Genomic DNA, 23,965 nt, shown 5'->3' with positions numbered 1-23,965 from the left:
TGTGATGCCCGGTCCATTGGTACGAAAAGCGGTTCGCCTTGCCGAGCCGCGACTACACTGCCTCCAGAAGGGACTTGTTTGAAAAGCTTCGCAACGCTCGTCAACCGCAAGACCGTCGCGGCGCTGTTACTGGCCGTGCTCCTCGGCGCAGGTACAGGGACGTACTACATGAGCACTATCACTGCGAAACCGAACATCGTCGGTATCGTCTGGCAGCCGGACAACCAGACCGTCGGCATCAGCGGCAATTGGGAAAGACTGGGGGTACACGAGCTACTGGTGCAATGGACAGTAGTGGACGACCAGGCCTTCGTGCCCGGCACCGGCCTGCCCAGCGTACCGGTACTGCCGGACTGGGCGCGCATCGCCAAGACGCCCTGGGCCCAGGATGTCATCCTCGGGCTGGCTGGCTACTTCAGTGAGAACCGCTCACGGGACGACATCGAGCAACTGGCAGCGCTGTCGGAGCGTATTGCCGGGTTGCCGACACCATTGCATGTCACCGGCTGGTACTTTCCGGCCGAAGTCGACCCCAGTTGGGCGGCTGCCAAGGAGTTGCCGGCCTTGCTGGCCAAACTGCCGCGCCCGCTGTGGATCAGCGTCTACGATGGCGCCAACATCGGCCCCGCCGCTACCGCAGACTGGCTCAAGCAGTGGTTGCCGAACGACATCGGCGTGTTTTTCCAGGACGGCGTCGGCGTCTACGCCCGCACCGCCCCGGTGGCCCGGAACTATGCAGATGCCCTGCGTGATCGACTTGGCAAGGATCGCGTGCGGATCATCGTCGAAGCCTTCCGTCCCCAATACGGCGGTGGCTTCCGCTCCGCCACAGTCGCCGAACTCACACCCCAACTGGCGGCCTATGCAGGCTACCCGCTCTACTTGTTCGACGGGCCGCACTACATGACGCCGACCTTGGTGGACCAACTGAAACAAGCCCTGGCCCAGCCCTGATCAGGCCTTCAAGCCATCCGCTTGCCCTCGCTTTACTGAGTTTGTATCAGTCTGTATATGAAGCGCGGACTGATACGAAACAATGGATTTCGCCCTCTCCCGACACACACCATCGATACATCCGCGCGTTTAACTTTGATCACCGGACAGCAACACATTCGCTGCCACGGCCCACTCAATCAAGCGCAAGGAGAGTCATCATGTTCAATTTCTCGAAAGTATCGTCCCTGGCTATCGCCCTGACATTGGTGGGCGGTGTCGGCCTGTCGAACGCGGCCTCGGCAAAGAACGCCCCGGCCCAGGCTGCGCATCAACTGGCTGAAGGCGGCTCCGATCGTTTGATCCAGAATCGCGTGGCCGAGGGCGGCTCTGATCGCTTGATCGAGAATCGCGTGGCGGAAGGTGGCGCTGATCGGTTGCAGGAATTGCGTGAACGCAGTGCGGTGTGAAGCGATTTTGTGGCGTGGGAGCTTGCTCCTTCGCCACAAAAGCCAATAAGGCTCAAGGCTTGATGTTCTTCAGCTCATTGAGCAACGCAAGCAGTTGCTGCATCTTTTCCTCACCGAACTGTTCTTCGATCCGCCGATAGTTGCTTTCCATGCCTTCGCTCATGGACACGAAGCACTGCTGGCCAAGCTCGGTCAGCCCGACAAAGACCCGCCGCTGATCCTGGCTGGACTTCTGCCGACGCACCAGGCCATCACGCTCCAGGCGACTGAGCACACCGGTCATGCTCGGCTTGAGGATACAGGCCTGATGAGCGAGCTGATGGCTTTCCAGCTCCCCTTGCTGGTGCAGGATGCGAATCACCCGCCATTGCTGTTCCGTGAGGTCATGCTGGTTCAGCGCCGGTCGAAAAAAAGCCATGGCGGCTTCGCGGGCTTGCAACAGCGTCAGGGTCAATGAAGGTCTGGGGTTGGCCATGTTCGGATTGATTTGAATGGGCGAGTCGGCAGCTTAGTGTCGCCACCACACCGCTGCAAGAGCAGCCGTGGCGAGGGGATTTATCCCCGCTCGGGCGCGAAGCGGCCCTCAGATGAGACTCTGCGGCGCATCGACTCATTGGGTCTGCTTCGCAGCCCAACGGGGATAAATCCCTCGCCACAAATAAGTATTGGTCTCCATCATTAGTGGTGCTCAACGCAACCCCGATTGCCGCTGGCGATACTCCCCCGGAGTAAGCTGCGCGTAACGCTGGAAAAACCGGCTGAAATACGCCGGATCCTTGAACCCGAGCTGGTAGCAGATTTCATTGGCCGAGCTGCCGGTGAACAACAACAGGCGCTTGGCCTCTTGCATCAGCCGCTCCATGATCAGGCGCTTGGAAGGCAGGTCGGCGATACGTCGGCACACGTCGTTAAGGCGCGCCTCGGTCACGCCGATGCCTTCGGCATAGCGCGACAGCGGCCAGTGCTGCAGGTAGTGGGCCTCGATCAGCTCGTTGAAGCGATGAAAGATCTTCAGGTCCTCATGCCGCGCCGGCCTGGCCTCCAGGGAGTTCGAACACAAGCGCAATAGACTGATCATGATCAGCCGCGTCAACCCGTCCAGCGCTGCGCTGCGTCCCGGACGCCCCGCCACCACCTCCTCGCTCAGCTCCTCGAACAGGTACTCCAGCCGTCGCACCTCCCCCGCCTGCTCAAGCCCCAGTTGCGCCAGCGCCACACAGGCGGCCGGCATTTGCACGCCTGCCGGCGCCAGGCTCGGGTCGGCGTCGATCAGCTGCCATACCAATTGCTGGCGCACCGTCAGAACATGCCCGTCACTGTCAGCCTCGGTCACGAAGGAATGGGGGATGGTCGGCGGGGTGAGAAAAAACATCGGGCCGGACTCGACGTACTGCTGGTCATCGAGATACACGCGCACGGTGCCGCTCTTGACGTAGTGCACCTGAAAGAAACGATCGTGGCGGTGGACCGGCATGTTGCGGCCGAAAAAGTCGGCCAGGTTGGCGAGCCGGTCGTAATGCACTTCGGCGTCGCTGTAACGCTGGTCGTACACCTGACCGATGTTGATGTTCGGGATCGGCTGGCGGTCAGTCATCACGCAGTACTCGTTTTTATTCTGGTTCAGGTGCCTGTCGTACTCATCCTGCCTCGAATCCGACAAGGCAACCAGTGCCCGGTCATTCTGTCACGCTTGACGATAGTTAACATCTTAATTATAACTGTTAACACATTAACAATAACCGCAGAGCCCTCATCCCTCTGCCATCGCCAGGAGACAAGCATGAGCCGTGCCCTGCATGACGTCGCGACCGGCACCCTGTTCGGGGTCGCGCTGAACTACCAGGGGCTGCTGAAGCAGCGCCTCGCCGAGTTCGAGCAACCGCCCTATCAGAAGCCGCCGCTCAAGCCTGTGCTATTCATCAAGACGCCCAATACCCGCAACCGGCACGACGCCGATGTGGTTCATCCCGGTCACGGCGAAATACTGCAACCAGGGCCGGCGCTTGGCGTGGTGATGGGCAAGTCGGCCAGTCGCGTCAGCGCCGCCCAAGCCTTGGACTACGTGGCCGGCTACACCGTCGTCAATGAATTCAGCCTGCCGGAAGACAGCTACTACCGCCCCGCCGTCAAGGCCAAGTGCCGGGACGGCTTCTGTGCCGTCGGCCCGGAACTGGTGCCGACCGCCCAGGTGACCGACCCTCACAGCCTGGCGATCACCCTGTATGTCAACGGCGAGGTACGCCAGCAAAACAGCACGGCGAACTTCGTCCGCAATATTCCCCAATTGATCGCCGAGATCAGCGAATTCATGACCCTGCATGCCGGCGACGTGCTGATCACCGGCACACCTGAAGGTCGGGTCGATGTCCAGCCCGGCGATCGTGTCGAAGTGGAGATCAGCGGCCTGGGCCGTCTCGTCAATACCGTCGTGGCCGAGGAAACAGGAGCAGGTTCATGAAACACGCGCGCATTCGTTTTGACGGCCAGATCCACGCCGTTACCGTTGAAGCCGACAACGCCGTGCGCCTGGCCGACGGTCGCCTGTTGGCCGAGGATCAGGTCCAGTGGCTGCCACCGGCGGAAGGCAGCATGTTCGCCCTGGGCCTGAACTACGCCGATCACGCCGCCGAACTGGCGTTCAAACCGCCGACCGAACCCCTGGCGTTCATCAAGTCACCCGGCACCTACACCGGCCACAACCAGGTGACCTGGCGCCCCGACAACGTCGCCTACATGCATTACGAGTGCGAACTGGTGGCGGTCATCGGCAAGGAGGCACGCAACGTCAAGCGCGAGGATGCATTGGACTACCTGGCCGGCTACACCGTGTGCAACGACTACGCGATTCGCGACTACCTGGAAAACTACTACCGCCCCAACCTGCGGGTGAAGAACCGCGACGCCACCACGCCTGTCGGCCCATGGATCGTCGATGTGGCCGATGTGCCGGACCCGAGCAACCTGACGCTGCGCACCTGGATCAACGGTGAACTGCGCCAGGAAGGCAGCACGAAGGACATGATTTTCGACATCCCCTACCTGATCGAATACCTGTCCGGCTTCATGACCTTGCAACCCGGCGACATGATCGCCACCGGCACGCCGGAAGGCCTGGCGGACGTGGTGCCCGGCGATGAAGTGATCGTGGAAGTGCAAGGCGTCGGTCGCCTGGTCAACCACATTGTCAGCGAAGCCGAGTTCTTCGCATCCCGTAAAGAGGCTTGAGCAGCATGATCAAACACTGGATCAACGGCCGTGAGGTCGAAAGCAAAGACGTCTTCGTCAACTACAACCCGGCCACTGGCGAAGCCATCGGCGAAGTTGCCAGCGGCGGTGCCGAGGAAGTGGCCCAAGCAGTCGCAGCAGCCAAGGAAGCGTTTCCGAAATGGGCCAACACCCCGGCCAAGGAACGCGCCCGACTGATGCGCAAACTCGGTGAGCTGATCGAGCAAAACGTGCCTAAGCTGGCCGAACTGGAAACCCTCGACACCGGTTTGCCGATCCACCAGACCAAGAACGTGCTGATCCCTCGGGCCTCCCACAACTTCGACTTCTTTGCCGAAGTCTGCACGCGGATGGACGGTCATACCTATCCGGTCGACGACCAGATGCTCAACTACACCCTGTACCAGCCGGTGGGGGTCTGTGGACTGGTATCGCCGTGGAACGTGCCGTTCATGACCGCGACCTGGAAGACCGCGCCATGCCTGGCATTGGGCAATACTGCCGTGCTGAAAATGTCCGAGCTGTCGCCGCTGACCGCCAACGAGCTGGGTCGCCTGGCGGTCGAGGCTGGCCTGCCCAATGGCGTGCTGAACGTGATCCAGGGCTATGGCGCAACCGCTGGCGATGCGTTGGTGCGCCACCCGGATGTGCGAGCGATTTCCTTCACCGGCGGCACTGCCACCGGCAAGAAAATCATGCAGACAGCCGGTTTGAAAAAGTATTCGATGGAACTGGGCGGCAAGTCGCCGGTACTGATTTTCGAAGACGCCGACCTTGAGCGGGCCCTTGATGCGGCGCTGTTCACCATTTTTTCCCTCAATGGCGAACGCTGCACCGCCGGCAGCCGGATCTTCATCCAGGAAAGCGTCTACCCGCAGTTCGTGGCCGAGTTCGCCGCCCGGGCCAAGCGCCTGATCGTCGGCGATCCGCAGGATCCGAAAACCCAGGTCGGCTCGATGATCACCCAGGCCCACTACGACAAGGTCACCGGCTACATCAAGATCGGTCTCGAAGAAGGTGCCACCCTCCTGGCCGGTGGCCTGGAACGTCCGGCCAATTTGCCGGCCCACTTGAGCCGCGGCCAGTTCATCCAGCCGACAGTGTTCGCCGACGTGAACAACAACATGCGTATCGCCCAGGAAGAAATCTTCGGGCCGGTGGTGTGCCTGATCCCGTTCAAGGACGAGGCCCAAGCCCTGCAATTGGCCAACGACACCGAATACGGCCTGGCCTCGTATATCTGGACCCAGGACATCGGCAAGGCCCATCGCCTGGCCCATGGCATCGAGGCCGGCATGGTGTTCATCAACAGCCAGAACGTACGTGACCTGCGCCAGCCTTTCGGCGGCGTAAAGGGTTCCGGAACCGGCCGCGAAGGTGGACAGTACAGCTTTGAAGTGTTCGCCGAGATCAAGAACGTCTGCATTTCCATGGGCAGTCATCACATACCGCGGTGGGGGGTGTAAACCCAACCAAGCCTGATGATAAACCCTGCGGCGAGGGGATTTATCCCTGTTCCTGTGGGAGCAAGGCTTGCCCGCGATGAAGGCGATGCGGTTTTTTCAGAAATCGGGGCGCCTGTTTCGCGAGCAAGCTTTGCTCCCACATAGAGGGGATATCCCTCACCACAGGTGCTGTGACTCACCGATTACTCGAAGCTCAACAAGAACAATTTTTTCAGGAGAATCATCATGGGCGAAGTCGTCCTGGCTGCGAAAATCTGCCACGTTCCCTCGATGTACCTGTCCGAGCTGCCCGGCAAGCACCACGGCTGCCGCGCGGCGGCGATTGCCGGCCACAAGGAGATCGGCCGCCGCGCCCGCGAACTGGGCGCCGACACTGCCGTGGTGTTCGACGTGCACTGGCTGGTCAACAGTGCCTATCACGTCAACAGTGGCGAACAATTCAAAGGCATCTACACCAGCAACGAACTGCCGCACTTCATCAAGAACATGGAGTACGAGTACTCGGGGGCCCCGGAACTGGGCGAATTGATCGCCGCCGAGGCCAATGCCGCCGACGTGCGCACCCTGGCCCACAACATCCCAAGCCTGGAGCTGGAATACGGCACGCTGGTGCCCATGCGCTACATGCACATGGATGTCCCGCAGGCACAGAAATTCAACGTCGTGTCGATTGCCGCCTGGTGCGCCTGGCACCGTCTGCAAGACAGCTTCACCTTTGGCGCCGCCGTGCGCCGGGCCATCGAGAAAAGCGATCGCAAGGTACTGGTGCTGGCTTCCGGCTCGCTGTCGCACCGTTTTTCCGATGATCGCGACGCCGAAGCCAACATCCACAACTGGACCCGCGAGTTCGATAAACAAGTCGACCTGCACGTCGTCGAACTGTGGCGCCAGGGCCGCTGGAAAGAGTTCTGCGCCATGCTTCCGGACTACGCCGAACACTGCTTTGGCGAAGGCAAGATGCATGACACGGCGATGCTGCTGGGGCTGCTCGGCGGACCGGACTACGACAAGCCCGCCGAGATCATCACCGAACCTTTCGGCAGCTCCGGCACCGGCCAGATCAACGCTGTCTTCCCTGTTTGACACTGCGGCCGTACGGCATCCCCGTGCGGCCTGAAGGAGCCGTTCATGCCGCATTTCATCGCTGAATACACCGACAACATCGAACAGCAGGCCGACCTGCCCGGCCTGTTTGAAAAGGTCCACGCCTTGCTGGGCGACAGCGGCGTGTTTCCCCTGGGCGGCATCCGCAGCCGCGGCGTGCGCCTGGATACCTGGCGCATGGCCGACGGCAAGCACGACTACGCCTTCGTGCACATGACCTTGAAAGTCGGCCATGGCCGTGACCTCGCCACGCGCCAGAAAGTCGCGGAAAAACTCTTCGAGGTGATCACCGCGCATTTCGCCGAACTCCAGGCCCAACGCCTGCTGGCCCTGTCCTTCGAGATGATCGAGCTGCACGAACAGCTCAATTTCAAGGCCAACAACGTCCACGCCTTCCTCAAGGGCCAGGCCAGCTGAATCTGCCCCGCGCTCCCCATCGGCCTCTCTGACAAAAAGTACAAGATAATGAGCACAGCCAATACCGCCGACACTGCCGGCACTGTCGCGCACGACCGCACCCATGCCACCATCACCTGGCGGCTGATGCCGCTGCTGCTGGTCTGTTACCTCTTCGCCCACCTGGATCGCATCAACATCGGTTTCGCGAAGATGCAGATGAGCGCCGACCTGCAGTTCAGCGACACGGTCTACGGTTTTGGCGCCGGGCTGTTCTTCATCGCCTATGCGCTGTTTGGCGTACCCAGCAACATGGCCCTGGACCGCGTCGGTCCGCGACGCTGGATCGCCACGCTGATGGTGGTCTGGGGCGCCTTGTCCACCGGCATGTTCCTCATCGAAAGCGCCGCCGGTTTCTACGTATTGCGCTTTCTGCTCGGCGTGGCCGAGGCCGGTTTCTTTCCCGGCATCCTGGTTTTCCTCAACCGTTGGTATCCGGCCCGGCGCCGGGCCCAGGTGACCGCGTTGTTCGCCATCGCCGTGCCGATGGCCGGGGTGATTGGCGGGCCATTGTCCGGCGGCATTCTCGAGCATTTCCATGACCTTGGCGGCCTGCGCGGCTGGCAATGGATGTTTGTCATTGAAGGGCTGCCGGTGATCCTCCTGGGCCTCGTCGTGCTCAAGTGCCTGCCGGACAGTTTCGAGGCGGTCAAGTGGCTCACACCACAAGCCAAGCAGCAACTGCGCGAACAACTGAGTCTTGAAGAACAGCGCAAATCCATCACCTCGTTCTCGGCGATCCTCAACAACCCGCAGGTCTGGTTGCTGGTAGCGGTGTACTTCGCCGTGATGCTGGCGGTGAACACCCTGGCCTTCTGGATGCCCACCCTGATCCACGGCGCCGGCATCGGCAGCGACGGCAAGGTCGGGCTACTCAGCGCCGTGCCCTATCTGGCCGGCTGCTTCTTCATGATCGGTTGCGGGCGTTCCTCTGACCGCAATCGCGAACGCCGCTGGCACCTGTGTGTGCCGCTGTTGATGGCAGCGCTGGGCATTGCGCTCGCCGGGCTTTCACCCGGCAACCCGACCCTGGTGCTGGCTGGCCTGATCGTCGCCGGCATGGGCGCCAGCGCGGCGTTGCCGATGTTCTGGCAATTGCCGCCGGCGTTCCTGTCCAACGGTACCCAAGCCGCCGGGATCGCGCTGATCAGCTCCTTCGGCAGCATCGCCTCATTCTTCGCGCCCTACCTGATCGGCTGGATGCGCGACACCACCCAGAGCGCCAGCCTCGCCCTGTATGTGCTGGCCCTGCTCATCGCCCTTGGCGGCTTGCTGGTGCTGCGCACCCGGGCCGCCATCGTCAATCCTCACTAAGAGACCCTTGCCATGCTCGACCAGAACTTCATCCAGCAAGCCGCCGCCCGCCTCGACCAAGCCGAGCGCTGCCGCGAGCAGGTGCGGCAGTTTTCCCTCGACCACCCGGACATCACCATCGAGGATGCCTACGCCATCCAGCGTGCGTGGGTGGCACAAAAGATCAAGGACGGGCGCAAGCTGGTCGGCCACAAGATCGGCCTGACCTCCCGGGCCATGCAGGTATCGTCGAACATCACCGAGCCGGACTACGGCGCGCTGCTCGACGACATGTTTTTCGACGAAGGCACCGACATCCCGTTCGAGCGCTTCATCGTGCCACGGGTGGAAGTGGAGCTGGCGTTCATTCTCGGCAAGCCGTTGAAAGGCCCGAACGTGACGGTGTTCGACGTGCTCGACGCCACCGAATGGGTGATCCCGGCGCTGGAAATCATCGATGCGCGTATCCAGCAGATCGATCCGCAGACCAAGGCAACCCGCAAGGTCTTCGACACCATCTCCGACAACGCCGCCAATGCCGGCGTGGTCATGGGCGGTCGCGCCGTACGCCCGACCGAGATTGACCTGCGCAAAGTGCCGGCGGTGCTCTACCGCAACGGCGTGATCGAAGAATCCGGCGTCTCGGCGGCGGTGCTCAATCACCCGGCCAAAGGCGTGGCCTGGCTGGCGAACAAGCTGGCGGCTTATGACGTTACGCTGCAACCAGGACAGATCATCCTCGGTGGTTCCTTCACCCGCCCCGTGGCCGCCAACCCCGGCGATACCTTCCATGTCGACTACGACATGCTCGGTTCCATCGCCTGCCGTTTCGTCTGATCGGAGACCGCCTCATGGACATGCCCGTCAATACCTTCAAGCAACGCCTGCGCAGCGGCGAGGCGCAGATCGGCCTGTGGCTGGGGTTGGCCGATGCCTACTGTGCGGAACTGGCGGCCAATGCCGGCTTCGACTGGCTGCTGATCGACGGTGAACACGCGCCCAACGACTTGCGCACCCTGCTCGGCCAACTCCAGGCCGTGGCCCCCTACCCCAGCCAGCCGGTGATACGTCCAGTGATCGGTGACACGGCACTGATCAAGCAAGTGCTCGACATCGGCGTGCAGACCTTGCTGGTGCCGATGGTGGAAAGTGCCGGGCAGGCGCGCGAACTGGTGCGCGCCATCCACTACCCGCCCCACGGTGTACGTGGTGTAGGCAGCGCACTGGCCCGGGCGTCACGCTGGAACAGCATCCCCGGCTATCTCGATAAAGCCGATGAACAGATGTGCCTGCTGGTGCAGATCGAAAGCCGCGAAGGCCTGGCCAACCTGGATGCCATTGCGGCGGTGGAAGGCGTGGATGGGGTCTTTATCGGCCCGGCGGACTTGAGCGCGTCCATGGGCTTTCGTGGCAATCCAGGGCACCCGGATGTGCAAGCGGCCATCGAAGACGCCATCGCCCGCATCCGCAAGGCTGGTAAAGCGGCCGGGATTCTCAGCGCCGATGAGAAACTGGCCCGCCGCTACATCGAACTCGGCGCGGCATTTGTCGCGGTGGGCGTGGATACGACGGTGTTGATGCGGGGTTTGCAGACGCTGGCGGCGATGTTCAAAGACACACCAAAACCTGCGGCTGGCGGCGTGTACTGAGTTTGCCGCATCCCATGTGGCGAGGGGATTTATCCCCGCTGGACTGCGCAGCAGGCCCTATATCTGCCGACTCGGTGTTTCGGGTCCATCAAGGTGGCTTTTCCAGGGGCTGCTGCGCAGCCCAACGGGGATAAATCCCCTCGCCACAAAAGCTGACCTCTCTTGGCGATCTCAACGCCTGATCGTCTTCAGGTCATTGAGCAACCCCAGCAACGTCTGCAATTTTTCCTCCCCTAACTTGTCCTGCAGACGCTGGTAATTCTCTTCCATGCTCTGGCTCATCGAATCGAAGCTCGCTTGCCCTTGCGGCGCCAGGCGCACCAGCACCCGGCGCTGATCCTGTTCGGCCTTGCGCCGCTCCACCATGCCCGCCGCTTCCATGCGCACCAGCACACCGGTCATGCTGGGCTTGAGGATACAGGCCAGCTCGGCCAGGCGATTGATCTCCAGCTCGTCGTGCTGGCTGAGAATACGGATGACCCGCCATTGCTGCTCGGTCAAGCCATGTTGATTGAGGGAAGGTCGGAAAAACCCCATGGCCGCTTCACGGGCCTGTAGCAGGGTGAGGGTCAAGGATTGGCGCGGTTTGGGCATGGAGAGTAGTCGCGAGGAGGATTAGTTAACGAGTTAACTAAATCCTAACAGCTTCGGCGCCGAGTTACCTGTGGCAAGAGGATTATTCCCCTGCCACAAGGATTGGACTCGCGCCTGAACGCCTGTAACAGCTCAAGCGCCCTTGATCACGCCCTTGAGCACCTCTTTGAAATGCTCGACCTGTTCCTCGCTGAACTGGCCGAACACCTTGTCCTGCTGCTCCTTGGCGATGGCCCAGAGCCCTTCGGTCTCATCGATGCCTTTGACAGTCAGGCGTACCCGCTCGCCCTCATCGCTCACCAGCCCCTTGCGCTTGAGGTTGGCCACGGCTTCTTCGATCTCGCGCACCGGCATCGCCACTTCCCGCTGCAGGTCGCACAGGTTCAGCCCGGCGTCGTTCTCCAGCACCATCAACATCCGCGCTTCGCTGGTGCGTAACCCCGTGGACAACTGACGTGGCTGGTAGCTGGCCTGGTAGGCCCGCAGTGCCTGGGTCATCAGGTAATACAGGTTGTGGCTCAAGCGCCCCTGGAAGTGGCTGCTGGGGGACTGGCCCTCTTCCCGCCTGGTCATGCGAGTGTGGGGCAAGACCATCGAGTAAGCGCCCTGGTGGTAGAGCAGCGGTGAGCGGCCGAAGTCATCAAAAGCCACGACCTTGCCGATCATGATCCAATGATCGCCGCCATCGACCTGCTGGAATTTTTCACAGTGAAAACGCGCCGAGCAGTCCACAAATACCGGAGCACCGCCTTCGCCGATGTCGAATTGGATTTCAGCGAAACGGTCCTCCTTGGGCCGGGCGAAGTTGTTCGACAGGTCTATCTGGTCGGCGGCCAGCACGTTCACCGCAAAATGGCTGGCGGCTTCGAACACCTCGTGACTGCTGGAGCGCTTGTCGATGCTCCACAGGATCAGTGGCGGGTCCAGGGACACCGAGTTGAAACTGTTGGCCGTCACACCGACCTTGCGGCCATCTTCAGTGGCAGCCGTGACCACGGTCACGCCGGTGGCAAAGTTACCCAGGGCCCGGCGGAACGCACGGGTGTCGAAAGCGGTATTACAAAGACTGGACATGCAAGACTCCCGGCCGCCTCAAGCGACGGCCTCGATTATTGTTCTGGAGGACAGGCGGTCAAACCATGGAAGGGTCAGGCTCAAGGCCCATCAACTCACGACCGAGGATCTGCGCGCAGACGTCGTAGTCGGTGTAGGCATGGGCGCCGGTCAGGTGGGCGTCGCGGAACAATCGCTGCAATTCATTGTTTTCGAACCAGGCGCCGCCACCGGCCGCCTCCATCAAACGGTCGACGGCCTGGATGCACATCTTGGTGGCGTAGCCCTGGTTGGTCCGCCAGAACGCCAGGGTTTCCCGGCTTGGGTATTCGTGGCGCTCGCCGTACTCGGCGTGCTCCTGCCAGGTTTTTTCCAGGAAGGCACGGGCTGCCGCCACCTGATGGGTAGACTCGGCCAGGCGCATCAACGCCGGGGTGGCGGCACCGACGGCCGCACCGGTATAGGCCCGTACGCGGTTCCTGGTTTTCTCGCGAAAGACCTCCAGCATGCGTTCGGCCACGCCCAGGCTGACCGTGGAGAAACCGCTGGCGAAGTACGGCCGGTACGGTGAGTAGAAAATCTTGCTGTCAGGGTACAGACCGAACCCGCCGGACTTGCCTTCCATCATGTCCTTGGCTTTCTGGATCCGATGTTCCGGCACGAAAGCGTTGTCAATGATCAAGGTCTTGCTGCCACTGCCACGCATGCCCACCGCGAACCAGTCATCGCGAATTTCATAGTCACTGCGCGGCAGCACCGCAAAGCAATAATCCTGGGTGCCTTCGGCGTTTTTACGGCGAAACCCCACGATCGCCCATTCGGCATGATCGCAGCCGCTGCTCCAGCCCATTTCACCGCTGAACATCACACCGCCCTCGACTTCCTCGGTGCGACCAAACGGTGCGATGCTGCTGCTAGCGGTGGCATCGGGGTCATCGCCCCAGATGTCCTGCTGGGCCTTGGCCGGGAACATTGCCAACTGATGGCTGTGGGTGCACAACAGGCTCATGGCCCAGGCCGTGCTGGCACAGGCACCGGCCAGCAGCGCGATGCAGTCGGCGAACTGCGGCAGGGAAATCTCCAGGCCACCGTATGGTTTTGGCTGGAAAGCCCGGTGCATGCCAATGCTTTTGAGCAAGGCGATATTCTCGGCAGGCACGCTACGGTCTTTCTCCGCCTGGAAGGCATTGGCGGCAATGACCGGCAGGAGGGGCTTGAGGTCTTCGAGCAGCGGATTTGGCTTTTTCATGGACGGGCTCTTTTATTATTGGCATCTGCCGATCCCGCCTTTGCCCGACAACCCAAGGTTGCACAAGCAAAGGGATCAGCGATTAAGGCCGGTCCAGTATGGGCAATCGCAAGCAGGTGAAAAATGCACCTTCCAGATCCAAGATTGTACTTTTCATGGGGCAGGTTTCGGTCCCATGGCGCGCTCGGTCAAATACCCCGGCACGGATGATCAAGACAGGCGCCCTCATCAGGGCCCTTAATAGAGCCATCCCCTGCAATGCCTTGTGTAGGCGTTGCAACGGAGTTTCCTTTCACTTTGTCAGGTTGCGTCATGATCAATATCGAAACGCCCACCTATTACACGGCCACCAAGAAATACAACCTCAGCTTCCCCACCCTGGAACAGGACGTAGAAGCCGATGTCGTGGTGATTGGCGGCGGTTTCTCCGGCATCAATACCGCGCTGGAGCTCGCCGAAAAAGGCATCACCAACATCGTGGTGCTGGAGGCGCGTTACCTTGGGTTCGGCGGCACCGGGCGCAATGGCGGACAGATCATGGCCGGCATCGGTCACGACCTGGAAAAGATCAAGAAGGACGTAGGTGAAGACGGCCTGCGCCAGGTCTTCGAGATCAGCGACCTGGGCGCCGACATCATCAAGGACCGTATCGCCAAATACGATATCGACGCCGATTTCTGCCACGGCTACGGCTACATGGGTTTCAACGCCCGCCAGGAAAAGACCCTGCGGGCCTGGGAAAAAGACTTCAAGTCGATCAACAGCAAGCACGAGATCCGCTTTCTCGGCGGCTCCGACGTGCAGCAGATCATCGGCTCCAAGGCCTACGGCAGCGCATTGCTGCACATGGGCGGCGGGCATGTGCACTCGCTGAACCTGTTGCTGGGTGAAGCCAAGGCCCTGGTCAGCCACGGTGTGCGGATTTTCGAGAACAGCCCGGCCCTGGAAGTCAGCTATGGCGAACGCATCACCGTGCGCACCGGACGCGGCTCGGTGAAGGCCTGCAAGCTGCTTTGGGCCTGCGACAGTTTCCTCAACAAGCTGGAGCCGGAACTGCACCGTTCGACCATCAACACCTACGCCTTCCAGATGATGACCGAGCCGTTGTCGGACGAACTGATCCAGCGCATCAGCCCGATTCGCGGCGCCTACAGCGACATTCGTCCGGTGATCGACTATTACCGCGTCACCAACGAAAACCGCCTGCTGTTCGGCGCCGCCACGCCATTGGTTGAGCATATCCCCCAGGATCTCAAGGCCTGGAACCGGCGCCTGATGCTGAAAATTTTCCCGTACCTCAAGGACGTGAAGATCGACCTGGCCTGGGGCGGCCCGATGGCGTGCAGCCCGAACCTGTTTCCGCAGATCGGCACCCTGCCCGGTCGCAGCAACGCGTTTTTCGTCCAGGGCTACTCAGGTTTTGGCGTCACCCCAAGCCACATTATCTGCAAGGTGCTGGCCGAGGGCATGAGCGAAGGCTCGGCGCGCTACGACCTGGTCAGCTCGATCCACCGCCCGACCATCATCGGCAAAGACGCCATTCGCCCATTGCTGCTGACCGCCGGCAAGTCCTGGCATCAGCTGTCGGGCTACTGGAACGGCCGCCGCTGACGGTCATGATGCCAGTCAGTTAAGCGAATCCCCTGTGGGAGCGAGGTTTAACTGATTGGCACTGGACACACCCCACCTTTGTTTTTCACTCACCAGGAGTCACTGCCATGCCCCTCATCACCCTCGAAAAAGACATCCAGCTGTCCGACCTGGACGCCTGGGGCACCGTCGCCGATCTCGGTTCGCAGATTCTCGAAGGCGAAGTCAAGGCCTTCGGCAAGATGACCTTCGGCGCCCCCACCGACCCGGTCAGCAGCGCCTACTTCGGCACCACCCAAGGCAAGTTCCGGATGGTCTACCCGTTCGCCGAACAAGCCACCGTGGTCACCGGTGAAGTGGTCCTCACCGACGAGGCCACCGGCCAGAGCACCCGCTACACGGCCGGCGACAGCTGGTTCGTGACCAAGGGCACGCCGGTGCTGTGGGAAGTGGTCAGCGAAAGTTTCGTCAAGCACTACTTCGCGGTAGTCTGACCGGACAGGGCTGCCGGCACTACCGGCGGCCCGCTTGCGAAGGTTGCGACCATGAACGTCATCCCTACCCAGGACATCGCCGGTCAGTGCCTGCACGCCTTCACCCAACTGGTTCCTGTCAGTCGGGCGGCGTTCTACTGCGTGGATCGACACCTGCAAGTCCACGACTTCAGCCTCCATGGGATGAGCGGCGAGATGCACCGCGACTACCTGGACAACTACCGCCAGTTCGACCCACTGCATCCGCGCCGCTGTGCGTCCAGCGAGCTGGCCGTGGTGCCGTTGGGGCTGGCGATGGCTCGCCAACCGCTGCGTGACAACCATCGTTATCGCGACTTTCTGCAACGCTACGGCGTGGTCGACGTGGTGGAAGTCTTCGCCCATCGAGACGGCCAGCCCCAAGCCGCGATTTCGTTGCTGCGCACCGCCGAGCAAGGTGTCTTCACCTCTCAGCAGTTGAGCCAACTGAACGCGTTGCAGGCCTTGCTGCAACTGGCCGTGGCCCATCTACCGGCCCATGAAGATGCACTGGCCGACCTGACGCCCAAGGAGCGCCAGATCGCCTGGCTACTGCGCCAAGGCGTCAGCAACAAACAATTGGCCCGGGAACTGGACGTCGGCTTGCCGACCATCAAGACTCACCTGATCCACCTGTTCCGCAAAGTCGGTGTGAGCAGTCGCACCGAGTTGGTCAGCGCACTGTTCCTCTGATCAACCATTTGGTTGATAGGCCGTCGTTGCCCGGCGCTCCATGATCCGAGTGGCTACTTCAACCACCGGAGCCTTGCAATGAGCACATCTTCAGACTGGATCACCGTCGGCGCCCTGGCCGATGGCTTTGCCCCCGAAGCCTTCATCCTGCCAAACCTGGCTGACCTGGACGGCAAGACCTTCACCCTGCATTTCGCCAACGGCTGGCAGATCGAGCACCGCTTCGAACAGGACACCCTGACCTGGAGCGCCGCCGATGGGCATTCCAGCGGCACCGCGACCTACCGGGCCACATCCGTACGCCCGGGCCTGTACCTGGTGGACTTCATCAAGCGCGAAGGCGAGCTGACGTCGTCGGTAAGCCTGGTGCTCGATACCGCCAGCGCCGCCTTCACCGCCGTGATCGGCCGCATGCCGAGCCACCAAGAAACCGGTGAAGGTCTCTACAGCCGCGCGTTGACCGGCAAGCCCCTGACCTCGGTTCAAACGCAATTCCTGCACGGCAGTCTCGACCGTCCCTGGCAGCCTGGCCTGTGCCCGCACGCACCGACCAACGAGCTGGTGGGGCTGCGCAACCTGTATCGCTACAGCCCGAGCGAAGTCTACGAACACATTTACCTCAACGACCAGTTCTACTCCTGGCAGTGCCTCAAGGGCGTTGAGCAAGGCCTGTGCGACACCGATCGCTGCGACACCTACAGGATCGCCGATCAGTTGTACCTGTTCGTGTGGCGAGAAAAGATCATCCCGACCCTGGGCCTGGTGCTGATCGACCTGCAACAGCACCGCAGCGACGGCAAAATCTTCGGCTACGCCGGTGAATCCTTCGATGAGTTTTCCAACTTCCCGGTCAGTTCCTACTGCCAGGTGCTCAATCAGACGGAGTACCCCGATGCCTGAATCACGCACCGTGGTGATCACCGGTGCCGGCACCGGCATCGGTGCGGCCTGCGCCCGCCTGCATGCCGCCGAAGGCGCCAACCTGGTACTGATCGGCCGCCGTCGCGAGCCCCTGGAAGCGCTCGCCGAGGACATCGGCGGCCTGGTGCTGGTGGGCGACGCAGCCTGCCCCAACACCTGGGACGGCTTCGTCGAGCAGATTCGCACGCGTTTTGGCCGACTCGATGTGCTGCTGGCCTGTGCCGGAGGCATGGGATTGGGCAGCGCCACCGAAACCGCCCCGTCGTCCTGGGAGGCAGCCATGCGCAGCAATCTCGACAGCGCCTTCTACAGCGCCCGGGCTTGCCTGCCACTGCTGCGGGAAAGCGCCGGCAACATTGTGCTGATCGCCTCCATTGCTTCATTGGCGGCGGGCCCGCACGTGTGCGGCTACACCACCGCCAAGCATGCTCTGCTGGGTCTCAACCGCTCCCTGGCCAGGGACTATGGGCCTCACGGCGTGCGGGTCAATGCGGTTTGCCCTGGCTGGGTGCGCACGCCCATGGCCGATGAAGAGATGCAGGTATTGATGCAATTCCATGGCGAAACCTTGCAGCAGGCCTATGACCGGGTCTGCGCCGACGTGCCGTTGCGCAGGCCGGCCAGCGCGACGGAAATCGCCAACGTCTGCCGTTTCCTGGCCTCGCCTGAAGCGTCCATCATCACCGGGGCGACGCTGGTGGCCGATGGCGGCTCCAGCATCGTCGACGTGCCGACGCTGGCCTTCAGCCGGATGGAGGCCAGCGATGTCTGACGATCTGGATTTCAGCGGCCAGACCGTACTGGTCACGGGCGGTGCACAAGGTATTGGCCGGGCCATCGTCGAAGCGTTTGCCCTGCGCGGGGCCCAGGTGGTCATCGCCGACCTGGGCCTGGCCCGGGCCGAGGCAGTGGCCGACGAATTGACCGCCGTGGGCTGTCAGGTGCAAGCCGTGGGCGTCGACCTGGCCGACGCGACGGCGATATTCGGGATGATGACCGCGCTGGAGCAACGCTTGGGCCGGCTGGATATCCTGGTGCACAACGCCGGGTATTTTCCACTGACGCCATTCGCCGAGATCACCCCGTCGATACTTGAACGAACGCTGGCGGTGAACCTGTCGGCGCTGTTCTGGCTGACCCAGGCCGCACTGCCGATGTTCCGGCGCCAGGGCCGAGGCTGCGTGCTGGTGACCTCCTCGGTCACCGGGCCGCGGGTAGCGTATCCGGGGCTCAGCCACTACGCGGCCTCCAAGGCCGGGGTCAATGGTTTCATTCGCAACGCCGCGCTGGAACTGGCGGCCGAGAATGTCCGCGTCAACGGGGTCGAACCGGGCATGATCGCCACACCGGCCATGGCCAACCTGGGCGACGATGAGGTCAATCAGGACATCGCCCGCCGGGTGCCGCTGGGTCGACTGGGCCAACCGAACGACATCGCAGGCGCCATGCTGTTCCTGGCATCGAGCCTGGCCGGCTATGTGACCGGGCAGACCTTGGTGGTCGATGGCGGTTCGACCTTGCCGGAGGTTTTAACCTGAATGGGGGTGAGTCTGCTTGCGGTGGGGGTGGCTGGACCACCGTCATCGCGAGCGGGCTCGCTCCCACATTTTATCCAGCCATCAACTCCCTCTGTGGGAGCGAGCTGGCTCGCGATAGCGATCGTCCACCTCGCTCAAGCCACCCCCTGCCCCACCTGCAAACGGCTGGAGCGAAACTCCTTGGGCGACAGCTCGAACTGCTTCTTGAATGAACGGCTGAAATGCGCCGAATCGGTGAAGCCCCACTTGTAGGCGATCGAGGTAATGGACTCGTCCCGCAGGAACGGGTTGGTCAGGTCATCGGCACTGCGCTTGAGCCGGGCCCGCTGGATGTAGCGGCAAACGCTGTCATCCTGCTCTTCGAACAAACGATACAGATGCCGCACCGAAATATTCAGCCGATTGGCCAGGCCCACCGGGGTGAGGCCGGGCTGACTGAGTGATTCGTCGATGACCTTCTGCACATAGCTGCGCAAGTGGCTGCCCTGTAACGCAACGCCCTCGTCACGGGCATCGCTGCCCTGTTCCAGGGCCGAGCCCAACAGCGAAACGAAGGCACTCTGCAAGGCTTCACCCTCGCCCGCCGCGCCATCACCGTCCGGTGTGTCCTTGCACAACTGGTCCATCAACACATGCAGCATCCGCCCGCACGCCTTGCTGGACGACACCTTGCCGAAGGTCTTGGTTTCCCCGCCCAGTTGCCGCGACACTTTCTGGCGAGACAAGGACAGCACCGCGTGCTCGATCAGGCCGAACGGGCTGATCTCAAGCGCCCCTACGGAATCCATCAACAACAATTCACCGGGCGCCAATTGAATACTCCGGCCATTCTGAGTAATGCGGCAGTAGCCGCTGCGCTGGCTGACCAGGAGGCAATCCTGGTCATCATCGTGATCGGCGTTGGATGAGTGACGCTTGATGCTACCGGCATTGGTCCGCAGGTTCGCGAGGGCAAGGCCACCGCGATGGACATTCGATACTTCACCAATGAACAACGCACGATTGAAGGCCAGCTCGGTATCGAAGTGGCCGCAAGTCGCCCGCAGATCCCGGTTCCAGGCGTCCAGACCGTCTTGTCCAACCTGTTGCATGCTCATGGCGTTCTCCGCAGTGGCTTATTGTTTTTGTACGGCAATAGTTAACATGTTATCTATATGCACGCAACAAGTACCTGATCGCCAGAGCAGTAGCAGGAATGATGCCAGGGCAGAGAATCGAATCAGAGCGTTGCCAGCACTCGTTGCAGGCCGCTCAAGGTCGCCAGCAAGACGCTGCGCTGCTCGCGGCTCAACGGGATATAGCGACGAAAGGCCGGCATGCGATTGACCACTTCGCTACCGCCCATGTGTTCCAGGCGCACGCACCACTGGTGTCCCTGCAGGTCAATGCGCAGCCGTTTGAAATCCAGCGGCATAAGGGCTTGATACAGCACAGGGTCCTTCTCCACAGCCGTCTGCACTCTGGTCGCCAGGTCACTGTGCCCGTCCCGCTGCCGACAACGAATACCACTGCGCCGGACAGCCCCGCCGTGGTGCAATTCCAGGCGTGCCGTGCCCTCTCGGGAAGCAGGCACGCGCAGCACGAACTCGGTCATCACCAGGTGCATCAGCAACTGCGATTCGGTGCGTTCGACAACCTCCAGTTGCAGGTTGCCATCGTCGCTGACAGCCGTCGCCATCGCCGGGCCGGTGACTTCGAATCGCGCCAGTGCGATGTTGCGTCGCAGGTGCTCCAGGGTTACCCCGGGCCGATAACCGGCCGGGGGGCGCTGGGGGCTGAACAACTCAGACAGTTTTTGCAGCAGGCTCGATAAACTCGTCCGCAGGTTGCCCTGGCTCATGGGAAAACTCCTTGGCCAGTACGTCTTCCACCGACGCTGGCTTGAATGGATTGACCTTCTGCACCACCAGGGTCCAGAACAAGGCATACGCTGCGGTGCCGCCGAGCATCACCGCGAATGGAATGTAGATGTCCGCCGGGTTCATGCCAGGCGGTGTGATGAACCACATGCCCAGGACAATGCCGACACTGGACACGATTTGTGGCAACGGGAACCACGGCGAGCGATAGGCCCTCGGCAGATCAGGGCGACGAATGCGCAGGCTGACCACCGACACGGTCACCAGCAGGTAGGCAAAGCTCCAGGCACACACCGCAGCCAGCACCAGGTGCATGATGTTGTCGGTATTGCCACCCAGCCACAACGCATGCAGGCAGGGAATCAGCATCGCCACCAGGATGCACAGCAGCGGCGTCTTGAAGCGCGGGTGCAGATACGTGAAAACCTTCGGCAAGGCGCCATCCACCGCCATGCCATAGAGAATCCGCGGCACGCCAGCCATCAGGGTGTTGATGGTCGCCGCACCGGCAAACAGAAAGCCGATCCCCAGCCACATCGGGCCGATATCGCCCATGACCTGTTCGGCGAACCGTGGAATCGCCATGGGGGTGTCCAGCAGATGCACACCGCTGGTGGCATCGAGCAGCACGTTTTCCACCTGGCGCTTCATCGCCGCACCGTAGATGAACATGCAGGTGGCGACGCTGAACAAGCCCAGCATCATGGCCCGGGGCATGGTCCGGGCGGAGTGACGCAGGTCCGGGGCCAGCGGCGTGACGAATTCACAGCCGACGAACATGAACATGGCCATGCCCACCAACGACAACACCGTGACCAGATCGGTGCCCACCACGGACGCACCGAACCAGCCCTCCAGCTCCACCGCTGGTGCGGCGATCAGGCCCAACACGCCGAACACCATCAGGGTGGTCCACATGCCGAACGTCAGGATGATTTCGGCCCGGCCAAAGGCGCTGACGCCAAACGCATTGAGCACGCCAAAGACCACCACGAACCCCACGCCCAGCAACCAGGAGCCGCCTGCCGATTCGGCCAGGGTGTTGAGGTGTTCGAAATTCACCAGGGCCATGACACCGGCCAGGATGGTCTCGGCGGTGCCGGCGAACACATGGACAATCAGATAGGCCGACAAGGTACCGGTAATCGCGAAGAAGCGTCCCATGCCACAGTTGATGTAGTCATAGACCGAGCCGGTGGTGGGCAGAATCGACGCCGCCTCGGCAAACGTCGTCGCCTGGGCCAGCATCATTATCACGGCGATCAGCATCGCCACGGCAAAGGCGCTGCCGCCGATGCCAAAGCCCATGGTCGCGGTGAGAATCACGGGGCTCGCCATGATCAGGCCAATGGTGCTGGCCAACGCAGTGGGAAAACCCACCGAACCCCGGTTCAAGTGCTCGGAGAGCCTGTCATTGATCGACATGGTGCAAGATCCTCGAAAGCGGATTTTTAGTATGGATGCCACAGCCGTCCAGGAACCGGCGATCATGCCTTCCCCAACCGGTCCCTGATCGAAACGGCGTTGCGTGCAGCATTACTCTGCGCCCCCCCGTCCTGGGCGTCTTGCCCATGTCTGCCGCCGGTTTTGTTGCTGCCTGCCAACACCGCACGCTGGCGGCCTGGGTCAATTCCCTGGCAGGCAGGTGAAAGACTTCCCCAGGTGTCACTCCCCTTAATGCCCTCTCTGCTGTCCTATCACACTGGGGAATCCATCATGGAGCACACACGTCGTCCGCCTTTGCTGCGCAACGCCATCGGCCTGGGCATCGCCCTGCTGGTCGCTGATTCATCGGCCCAGGCCTATGAGCTTTACACCGACGAAGACACCACCGTCACCGGTAACTTCCTGGCGGTCTACGGGCTGTTCAACAGCCGCAAGAACTATGACGGCACCGCCGGCGGTTCGAGCTGGCGCGAAGGCTTCATCAAGTATGGCCTGAGTATCGACCAGACACTCGGCGACCTGGGTAGCGTCTATGGCACGGCCAATCTGGTCAGCTCCGGCACTTGGGGCGATGGCGATGCGGCCGGCCTGAGCGACGGCTCCGAGCGCACCACCAAGTTCGATGAAGCCTTTGCCGGCTGGCGTTCGGGGGATCTGTTCCCGGCATTGGGCAAGGACGGTATGGACCTGTCCTACGGTCGCCAAGTGATCACCCTGGGCGACGGTTTCATCATCAACGACGATGGCCTGAACCTGGGCAAAGGTGTGGCCGATGGCGAGCTCAACCGCGGCGGCGCCTACTACCTGGCAGCCCGTCATGCCTTCGACAAGACCGCTGTCGTACGCCTGGGTGGCAAGGACGGCGTGCATGGCAGCCTGATGTGGATCAAGTCCGACAACCCTGCCCAGGCCAATACCGAGATGACCGCCAGCACCCTGGAATACACCGCCGCGCCTGGCACCCTGGGGCTGACCTATATCCATGGCATCGATGTCGATGACCGTTATGCCAGCGACTTCCAGAAACAGCGCGAAGGCATGGACATCTACAGCCTGCGCGGCGCCGGGAATGCCGGCATCGAAAATGCCCACTTCTCCTTCGAGTACGCCTGGCAGGACAAGGATGCGGGCCCGGAAAAAGCCTGGTATGCCGAAGCCGGCTACACCTTCGCCGACCTGCCCTGGACGCCGGACCTGACTTATCGCTACAGCCGCTACTCCAAGGACTGGGACTCGATGTTCAACGGGCAGAACCGTGGCTATGGCACCTGGTTCCAGGGTGAAGTGGCGGGCAACTATGCTGGCCCGTTCAACAGCAACACTGCCATCCAGCACATCGGCCTCAAACTCAAGCCAGCAGAAACCGTGACCATTGGCGCGCTGTTCTTCGACTACCAGACCCTGCACACCCGCCAAGCGCTGAACCTCGACGCGCAGGAGCTGGACCTGTACGTGGAATGGGCGGTGAATGAACACCTGATCGTCACGCCGCTGCTGGGCCTGTACAAGCCTGAAAAGGATGAGGGCAGCGGTGGCAATCAGGTAGGCGGCAACGGCACCAACGTCTACAGCCAGTTGGTGGTGGCGGTTCCGTTCTGAACGTGTCGGGAACTGCCCCAGCGGCAGTTCCCGGTCGGTCTACTGTCTGTGCTGATGCAACATGGTCTGGATCTGATGGGTTGCCTGCCGGGTACTTTGCGCCAGCTTGCGCACCTCATCGGCCACCACCGAAAAACCGCGCCCGACTTCACCGGCCCTGGCGGCTTCAATCGCGGCATTCAAGGCGAGCAGATTGGTCTGGTCGGCGATGCCCTTGATTACCCCCACGACCGTGGCAATCTGAGCGTAGGTCACCTGGTTCTGTTCGAGCATGCGCTGATGGGTGGACTGGGCCGAGCGCTCGTCACTGATATC

At 61.8% G+C, this 23,965-nt stretch carries 25 protein-coding genes and 1 pseudogene; 17 read left to right on the top strand and 9 right to left on the bottom strand.

The window, feature by feature from the left end; translation table 11 throughout:
* The first annotated feature begins 78 nt into the window (after nucleotides 1-78).
* Nucleotides 79-954, top strand: a complete 876-nt coding sequence (locus PSH86_RS14540; RefSeq protein WP_116832311.1) for a hypothetical protein — start codon at nucleotides 79-81, stop codon at nucleotides 952-954.
* Nucleotides 955-1,154: 200 nt separating this feature from the next.
* Complete coding sequence (locus PSH86_RS14535) at nucleotides 1,155-1,403, top strand: phage infection protein (protein WP_109756595.1); 249 nt, start codon at nucleotides 1,155-1,157, stop codon at nucleotides 1,401-1,403.
* 52 nt (nucleotides 1,404-1,455) lie between these two features.
* Here the strand turns inward: PSH86_RS14535 and hpaR (PSH86_RS14530) are convergent, their stop codons facing one another.
* A complete protein-coding gene (gene hpaR / locus PSH86_RS14530) occupies nucleotides 1,456-1,878 on the bottom strand; it encodes a homoprotocatechuate degradation operon regulator HpaR (RefSeq protein ID WP_116832310.1) in 423 nt (140 codons plus the stop codon).
* 213 nt (nucleotides 1,879-2,091) lie between these two features.
* Nucleotides 2,092-2,997, bottom strand: a complete 906-nt coding sequence (gene hpaA, locus PSH86_RS14525; RefSeq protein WP_109756598.1) for a 4-hydroxyphenylacetate catabolism regulatory protein HpaA — start codon at nucleotides 2,995-2,997, stop codon at nucleotides 2,092-2,094.
* Between the two features lie 186 nt (nucleotides 2,998-3,183).
* On the opposite strand from hpaA, the gene PSH86_RS14520 reads away from it, so the two are divergent.
* The 8 genes from PSH86_RS14520 (at nucleotide 3,184) to hpaI (ending at nucleotide 10,596) form a co-directional block, all read left to right on the top strand.
* Nucleotides 3,184-3,861, top strand: coding sequence for a fumarylacetoacetate hydrolase family protein (locus PSH86_RS14520; protein ID WP_109756599.1), 678 nt, complete (start codon nucleotides 3,184-3,186; stop codon nucleotides 3,859-3,861).
* Entirely contained in the window at nucleotides 3,858-4,628 is a 771-nt protein-coding gene (locus tag PSH86_RS14515; RefSeq protein WP_109756600.1) for a fumarylacetoacetate hydrolase family protein, read from the top strand. Before PSH86_RS14520 ends, PSH86_RS14515 begins: the two co-directional genes overlap by 4 nt.
* A 5-nt stretch (nucleotides 4,629-4,633) precedes the next feature.
* Nucleotides 4,634-6,094: a 5-carboxymethyl-2-hydroxymuconate semialdehyde dehydrogenase gene (gene hpaE, locus PSH86_RS14510; RefSeq protein ID WP_109756601.1), complete on the top strand. Its 1,461-nt coding sequence runs from the start codon at nucleotides 4,634-4,636 to the stop codon at nucleotides 6,092-6,094.
* A gap of 225 nt (nucleotides 6,095-6,319) precedes the next feature.
* On the top strand, nucleotides 6,320-7,177 hold the full coding sequence (gene hpaD, locus PSH86_RS14505) for a 3,4-dihydroxyphenylacetate 2,3-dioxygenase (RefSeq protein WP_109756602.1): 858 nt from the start codon (nucleotides 6,320-6,322) through the stop codon (nucleotides 7,175-7,177).
* Between the two features lie 45 nt (nucleotides 7,178-7,222).
* A complete protein-coding gene (locus tag PSH86_RS14500; RefSeq protein WP_046065466.1) occupies nucleotides 7,223-7,615 on the top strand; it encodes a 5-carboxymethyl-2-hydroxymuconate Delta-isomerase in 393 nt (130 codons plus the stop codon).
* Between the two features lie 48 nt (nucleotides 7,616-7,663).
* A complete protein-coding gene (locus PSH86_RS14495; protein WP_116832308.1) occupies nucleotides 7,664-8,968 on the top strand; it encodes an MFS transporter in 1,305 nt (434 codons plus the stop codon).
* Between the two features lie 12 nt (nucleotides 8,969-8,980).
* Entirely contained in the window at nucleotides 8,981-9,784 is an 804-nt protein-coding gene (gene hpaH, locus PSH86_RS14490) for a 2-oxo-hept-4-ene-1,7-dioate hydratase (protein ID WP_116832307.1), read from the top strand.
* A 14-nt stretch (nucleotides 9,785-9,798) separates the two neighbouring features.
* Nucleotides 9,799-10,596 (top strand): 4-hydroxy-2-oxoheptanedioate aldolase, encoded by a 798-nt coding sequence (gene hpaI, locus PSH86_RS14485; RefSeq protein ID WP_116832306.1) that lies wholly within the window; start codon nucleotides 9,799-9,801, stop codon nucleotides 10,594-10,596.
* 171 nt (nucleotides 10,597-10,767) lie between these two features.
* Here hpaI and hpaR (PSH86_RS14480) read toward each other — a convergent pair whose 3' ends face one another.
* From hpaR (PSH86_RS14480) to PSH86_RS14470, 3 genes are all read right to left on the bottom strand, one after another.
* Nucleotides 10,768-11,190 carry a homoprotocatechuate degradation operon regulator HpaR gene (gene hpaR / locus PSH86_RS14480; protein WP_116832305.1) on the bottom strand — a complete coding sequence of 141 codons (423 nt, stop codon included), beginning with the start codon at nucleotides 11,188-11,190 and terminating at the stop codon, nucleotides 10,768-10,770.
* A gap of 132 nt (nucleotides 11,191-11,322) precedes the next feature.
* The gene (locus PSH86_RS14475; RefSeq protein WP_109756607.1) at nucleotides 11,323-12,264 is read right to left on the bottom strand and encodes a p-hydroxyphenylacetate 3-hydroxylase reductase component; all 942 of its coding nucleotides are present in this window, start codon (nucleotides 12,262-12,264) and stop codon (nucleotides 11,323-11,325) included.
* Between the two features lie 58 nt (nucleotides 12,265-12,322).
* The gene (locus PSH86_RS14470; RefSeq protein WP_109756608.1) at nucleotides 12,323-13,492 is read right to left on the bottom strand and encodes a p-hydroxyphenylacetate 3-hydroxylase oxygenase component; all 1,170 of its coding nucleotides are present in this window, start codon (nucleotides 13,490-13,492) and stop codon (nucleotides 12,323-12,325) included.
* Between the two features lie 312 nt (nucleotides 13,493-13,804).
* Here PSH86_RS14470 and PSH86_RS14465 point away from each other — a divergent pair, with 312 nt between their 5' ends.
* The 6 genes from PSH86_RS14465 to PSH86_RS14440 all read left to right on the top strand — a co-directional run bounded on the left by PSH86_RS14465 (nucleotide 13,805) and on the right by PSH86_RS14440 (nucleotide 18,746).
* Nucleotides 13,805-15,103 carry an FAD-binding oxidoreductase gene (locus tag PSH86_RS14465; protein WP_305490300.1) on the top strand — a complete coding sequence of 433 codons (1,299 nt, stop codon included), beginning with the start codon at nucleotides 13,805-13,807 and terminating at the stop codon, nucleotides 15,101-15,103.
* A 107-nt stretch (nucleotides 15,104-15,210) separates the two neighbouring features.
* A complete protein-coding gene (locus PSH86_RS14460) occupies nucleotides 15,211-15,576 on the top strand; it encodes a cupin domain-containing protein (protein WP_109756611.1) in 366 nt (121 codons plus the stop codon).
* A gap of 51 nt (nucleotides 15,577-15,627) precedes the next feature.
* Nucleotides 15,628-16,287: a helix-turn-helix transcriptional regulator gene (locus PSH86_RS14455; protein ID WP_109756612.1), complete on the top strand. Its 660-nt coding sequence runs from the start codon at nucleotides 15,628-15,630 to the stop codon at nucleotides 16,285-16,287.
* A gap of 78 nt (nucleotides 16,288-16,365) precedes the next feature.
* On the top strand, nucleotides 16,366-17,187 hold the full coding sequence (locus PSH86_RS14450; protein WP_305490299.1) for a molybdenum cofactor biosynthesis F family protein: 822 nt from the start codon (nucleotides 16,366-16,368) through the stop codon (nucleotides 17,185-17,187).
* On the top strand, nucleotides 17,180-17,980 hold the full coding sequence (locus tag PSH86_RS14445; protein ID WP_109756614.1) for an SDR family NAD(P)-dependent oxidoreductase: 801 nt from the start codon (nucleotides 17,180-17,182) through the stop codon (nucleotides 17,978-17,980). Before PSH86_RS14450 ends, PSH86_RS14445 begins: the two co-directional genes overlap by 8 nt.
* The gene (locus PSH86_RS14440; RefSeq protein WP_176687959.1) at nucleotides 17,973-18,746 is read left to right on the top strand and encodes an SDR family oxidoreductase; all 774 of its coding nucleotides are present in this window, start codon (nucleotides 17,973-17,975) and stop codon (nucleotides 18,744-18,746) included. Before PSH86_RS14445 ends, PSH86_RS14440 begins: the two co-directional genes overlap by 8 nt.
* 134 nt (nucleotides 18,747-18,880) lie before the next feature.
* Here the strand turns inward: PSH86_RS14440 and feaR are convergent, their stop codons facing one another.
* The 3 genes from feaR to PSH86_RS14425 form a co-directional block, all read right to left on the bottom strand.
* Entirely contained in the window at nucleotides 18,881-19,843 is a 963-nt protein-coding gene (feaR, locus tag PSH86_RS14435; RefSeq protein WP_163853821.1) for a transcriptional regulator FeaR, read from the bottom strand.
* A gap of 122 nt (nucleotides 19,844-19,965) precedes the next feature.
* Nucleotides 19,966-20,586 (bottom strand): DUF3156 family protein, encoded by a 621-nt coding sequence (locus PSH86_RS14430; protein WP_162893824.1) that lies wholly within the window; start codon nucleotides 20,584-20,586, stop codon nucleotides 19,966-19,968.
* Nucleotides 20,531-22,030, bottom strand: a complete 1,500-nt coding sequence (locus PSH86_RS14425; protein WP_116832298.1) for an APC family permease — start codon at nucleotides 22,028-22,030, stop codon at nucleotides 20,531-20,533. Before PSH86_RS14425 ends, PSH86_RS14430 begins: the two co-directional genes overlap by 56 nt.
* Nucleotides 22,031-22,321: 291 nt before the next feature.
* Here PSH86_RS14425 and PSH86_RS14420 point away from each other — a divergent pair, with 291 nt between their 5' ends.
* On the top strand, nucleotides 22,322-23,650 hold the full coding sequence (locus tag PSH86_RS14420; RefSeq protein WP_109756219.1) for an alginate export family protein: 1,329 nt from the start codon (nucleotides 22,322-22,324) through the stop codon (nucleotides 23,648-23,650).
* A 42-nt stretch (nucleotides 23,651-23,692) separates the two neighbouring features.
* Here PSH86_RS14420 and PSH86_RS30585 read toward each other — a convergent pair.
* Nucleotides 23,693-23,893, bottom strand: a pseudogene (locus tag PSH86_RS30585) (methyl-accepting chemotaxis protein); the annotation flags it as partial.
* Between the last annotated feature and the right edge of the window lie 72 nt (nucleotides 23,894-23,965).

Source organism: Pseudomonas sp. FP2300, from assembly GCF_030687595.1.
GTDB lineage: Bacteria > Pseudomonadota > Gammaproteobacteria > Pseudomonadales > Pseudomonadaceae > Aquipseudomonas > Aquipseudomonas bijieensis.
The sequence above is the reverse complement of the archived record's forward strand: the minus strand, read 5'-3'. Positions and strand labels throughout refer to the sequence as shown.

Excerpts from the sequence above, each read along its gene's own strand:
- PSH86_RS14535 (WP_109756595.1), top strand. The coding sequence starts at position 1,155 with ATGTTCAATTTCTCGAAAGTATCGTCCCTGGCTATCGCCCTGACATTG.
- hpaR (WP_116832310.1), bottom strand. The coding sequence starts at position 1,878 with ATGGCCAACCCCAGACCTTCATTGACCCTGACGCTGTTGCAAGCCCGC.
- hpaA (WP_109756598.1), bottom strand. The coding sequence starts at position 2,997 with ATGACTGACCGCCAGCCGATCCCGAACATCAACATCGGTCAGGTGTAC.
- PSH86_RS14520 (WP_109756599.1), top strand. The coding sequence starts at position 3,184 with ATGAGCCGTGCCCTGCATGACGTCGCGACCGGCACCCTGTTCGGGGTC.
- PSH86_RS14515 (WP_109756600.1), top strand. The coding sequence starts at position 3,858 with ATGAAACACGCGCGCATTCGTTTTGACGGCCAGATCCACGCCGTTACC.
- hpaE (WP_109756601.1), top strand. The coding sequence starts at position 4,634 with ATGATCAAACACTGGATCAACGGCCGTGAGGTCGAAAGCAAAGACGTC.
- hpaD (WP_109756602.1), top strand. The coding sequence starts at position 6,320 with ATGGGCGAAGTCGTCCTGGCTGCGAAAATCTGCCACGTTCCCTCGATG.
- PSH86_RS14500 (WP_046065466.1), top strand. The coding sequence starts at position 7,223 with ATGCCGCATTTCATCGCTGAATACACCGACAACATCGAACAGCAGGCC.
- PSH86_RS14495 (WP_116832308.1), top strand. The coding sequence starts at position 7,664 with ATGAGCACAGCCAATACCGCCGACACTGCCGGCACTGTCGCGCACGAC.
- hpaH (WP_116832307.1), top strand. The coding sequence starts at position 8,981 with ATGCTCGACCAGAACTTCATCCAGCAAGCCGCCGCCCGCCTCGACCAA.
- hpaI (WP_116832306.1), top strand. The coding sequence starts at position 9,799 with ATGGACATGCCCGTCAATACCTTCAAGCAACGCCTGCGCAGCGGCGAG.
- hpaR (WP_116832305.1), bottom strand. The coding sequence starts at position 11,190 with ATGCCCAAACCGCGCCAATCCTTGACCCTCACCCTGCTACAGGCCCGT.
- PSH86_RS14475 (WP_109756607.1), bottom strand. The coding sequence starts at position 12,264 with ATGTCCAGTCTTTGTAATACCGCTTTCGACACCCGTGCGTTCCGCCGG.
- PSH86_RS14470 (WP_109756608.1), bottom strand. The coding sequence starts at position 13,492 with ATGAAAAAGCCAAATCCGCTGCTCGAAGACCTCAAGCCCCTCCTGCCG.
- PSH86_RS14465 (WP_305490300.1), top strand. The coding sequence starts at position 13,805 with ATGATCAATATCGAAACGCCCACCTATTACACGGCCACCAAGAAATAC.
- PSH86_RS14460 (WP_109756611.1), top strand. The coding sequence starts at position 15,211 with ATGCCCCTCATCACCCTCGAAAAAGACATCCAGCTGTCCGACCTGGAC.
- PSH86_RS14455 (WP_109756612.1), top strand. The coding sequence starts at position 15,628 with ATGAACGTCATCCCTACCCAGGACATCGCCGGTCAGTGCCTGCACGCC.
- PSH86_RS14450 (WP_305490299.1), top strand. The coding sequence starts at position 16,366 with ATGAGCACATCTTCAGACTGGATCACCGTCGGCGCCCTGGCCGATGGC.
- PSH86_RS14445 (WP_109756614.1), top strand. The coding sequence starts at position 17,180 with ATGCCTGAATCACGCACCGTGGTGATCACCGGTGCCGGCACCGGCATC.
- PSH86_RS14440 (WP_176687959.1), top strand. The coding sequence starts at position 17,973 with ATGTCTGACGATCTGGATTTCAGCGGCCAGACCGTACTGGTCACGGGC.
- feaR (WP_163853821.1), bottom strand. The coding sequence starts at position 19,843 with ATGAGCATGCAACAGGTTGGACAAGACGGTCTGGACGCCTGGAACCGG.
- PSH86_RS14430 (WP_162893824.1), bottom strand. The coding sequence starts at position 20,586 with ATGAGCCAGGGCAACCTGCGGACGAGTTTATCGAGCCTGCTGCAAAAA.
- PSH86_RS14425 (WP_116832298.1), bottom strand. The coding sequence starts at position 22,030 with ATGTCGATCAATGACAGGCTCTCCGAGCACTTGAACCGGGGTTCGGTG.
- PSH86_RS14420 (WP_109756219.1), top strand. The coding sequence starts at position 22,322 with ATGGAGCACACACGTCGTCCGCCTTTGCTGCGCAACGCCATCGGCCTG.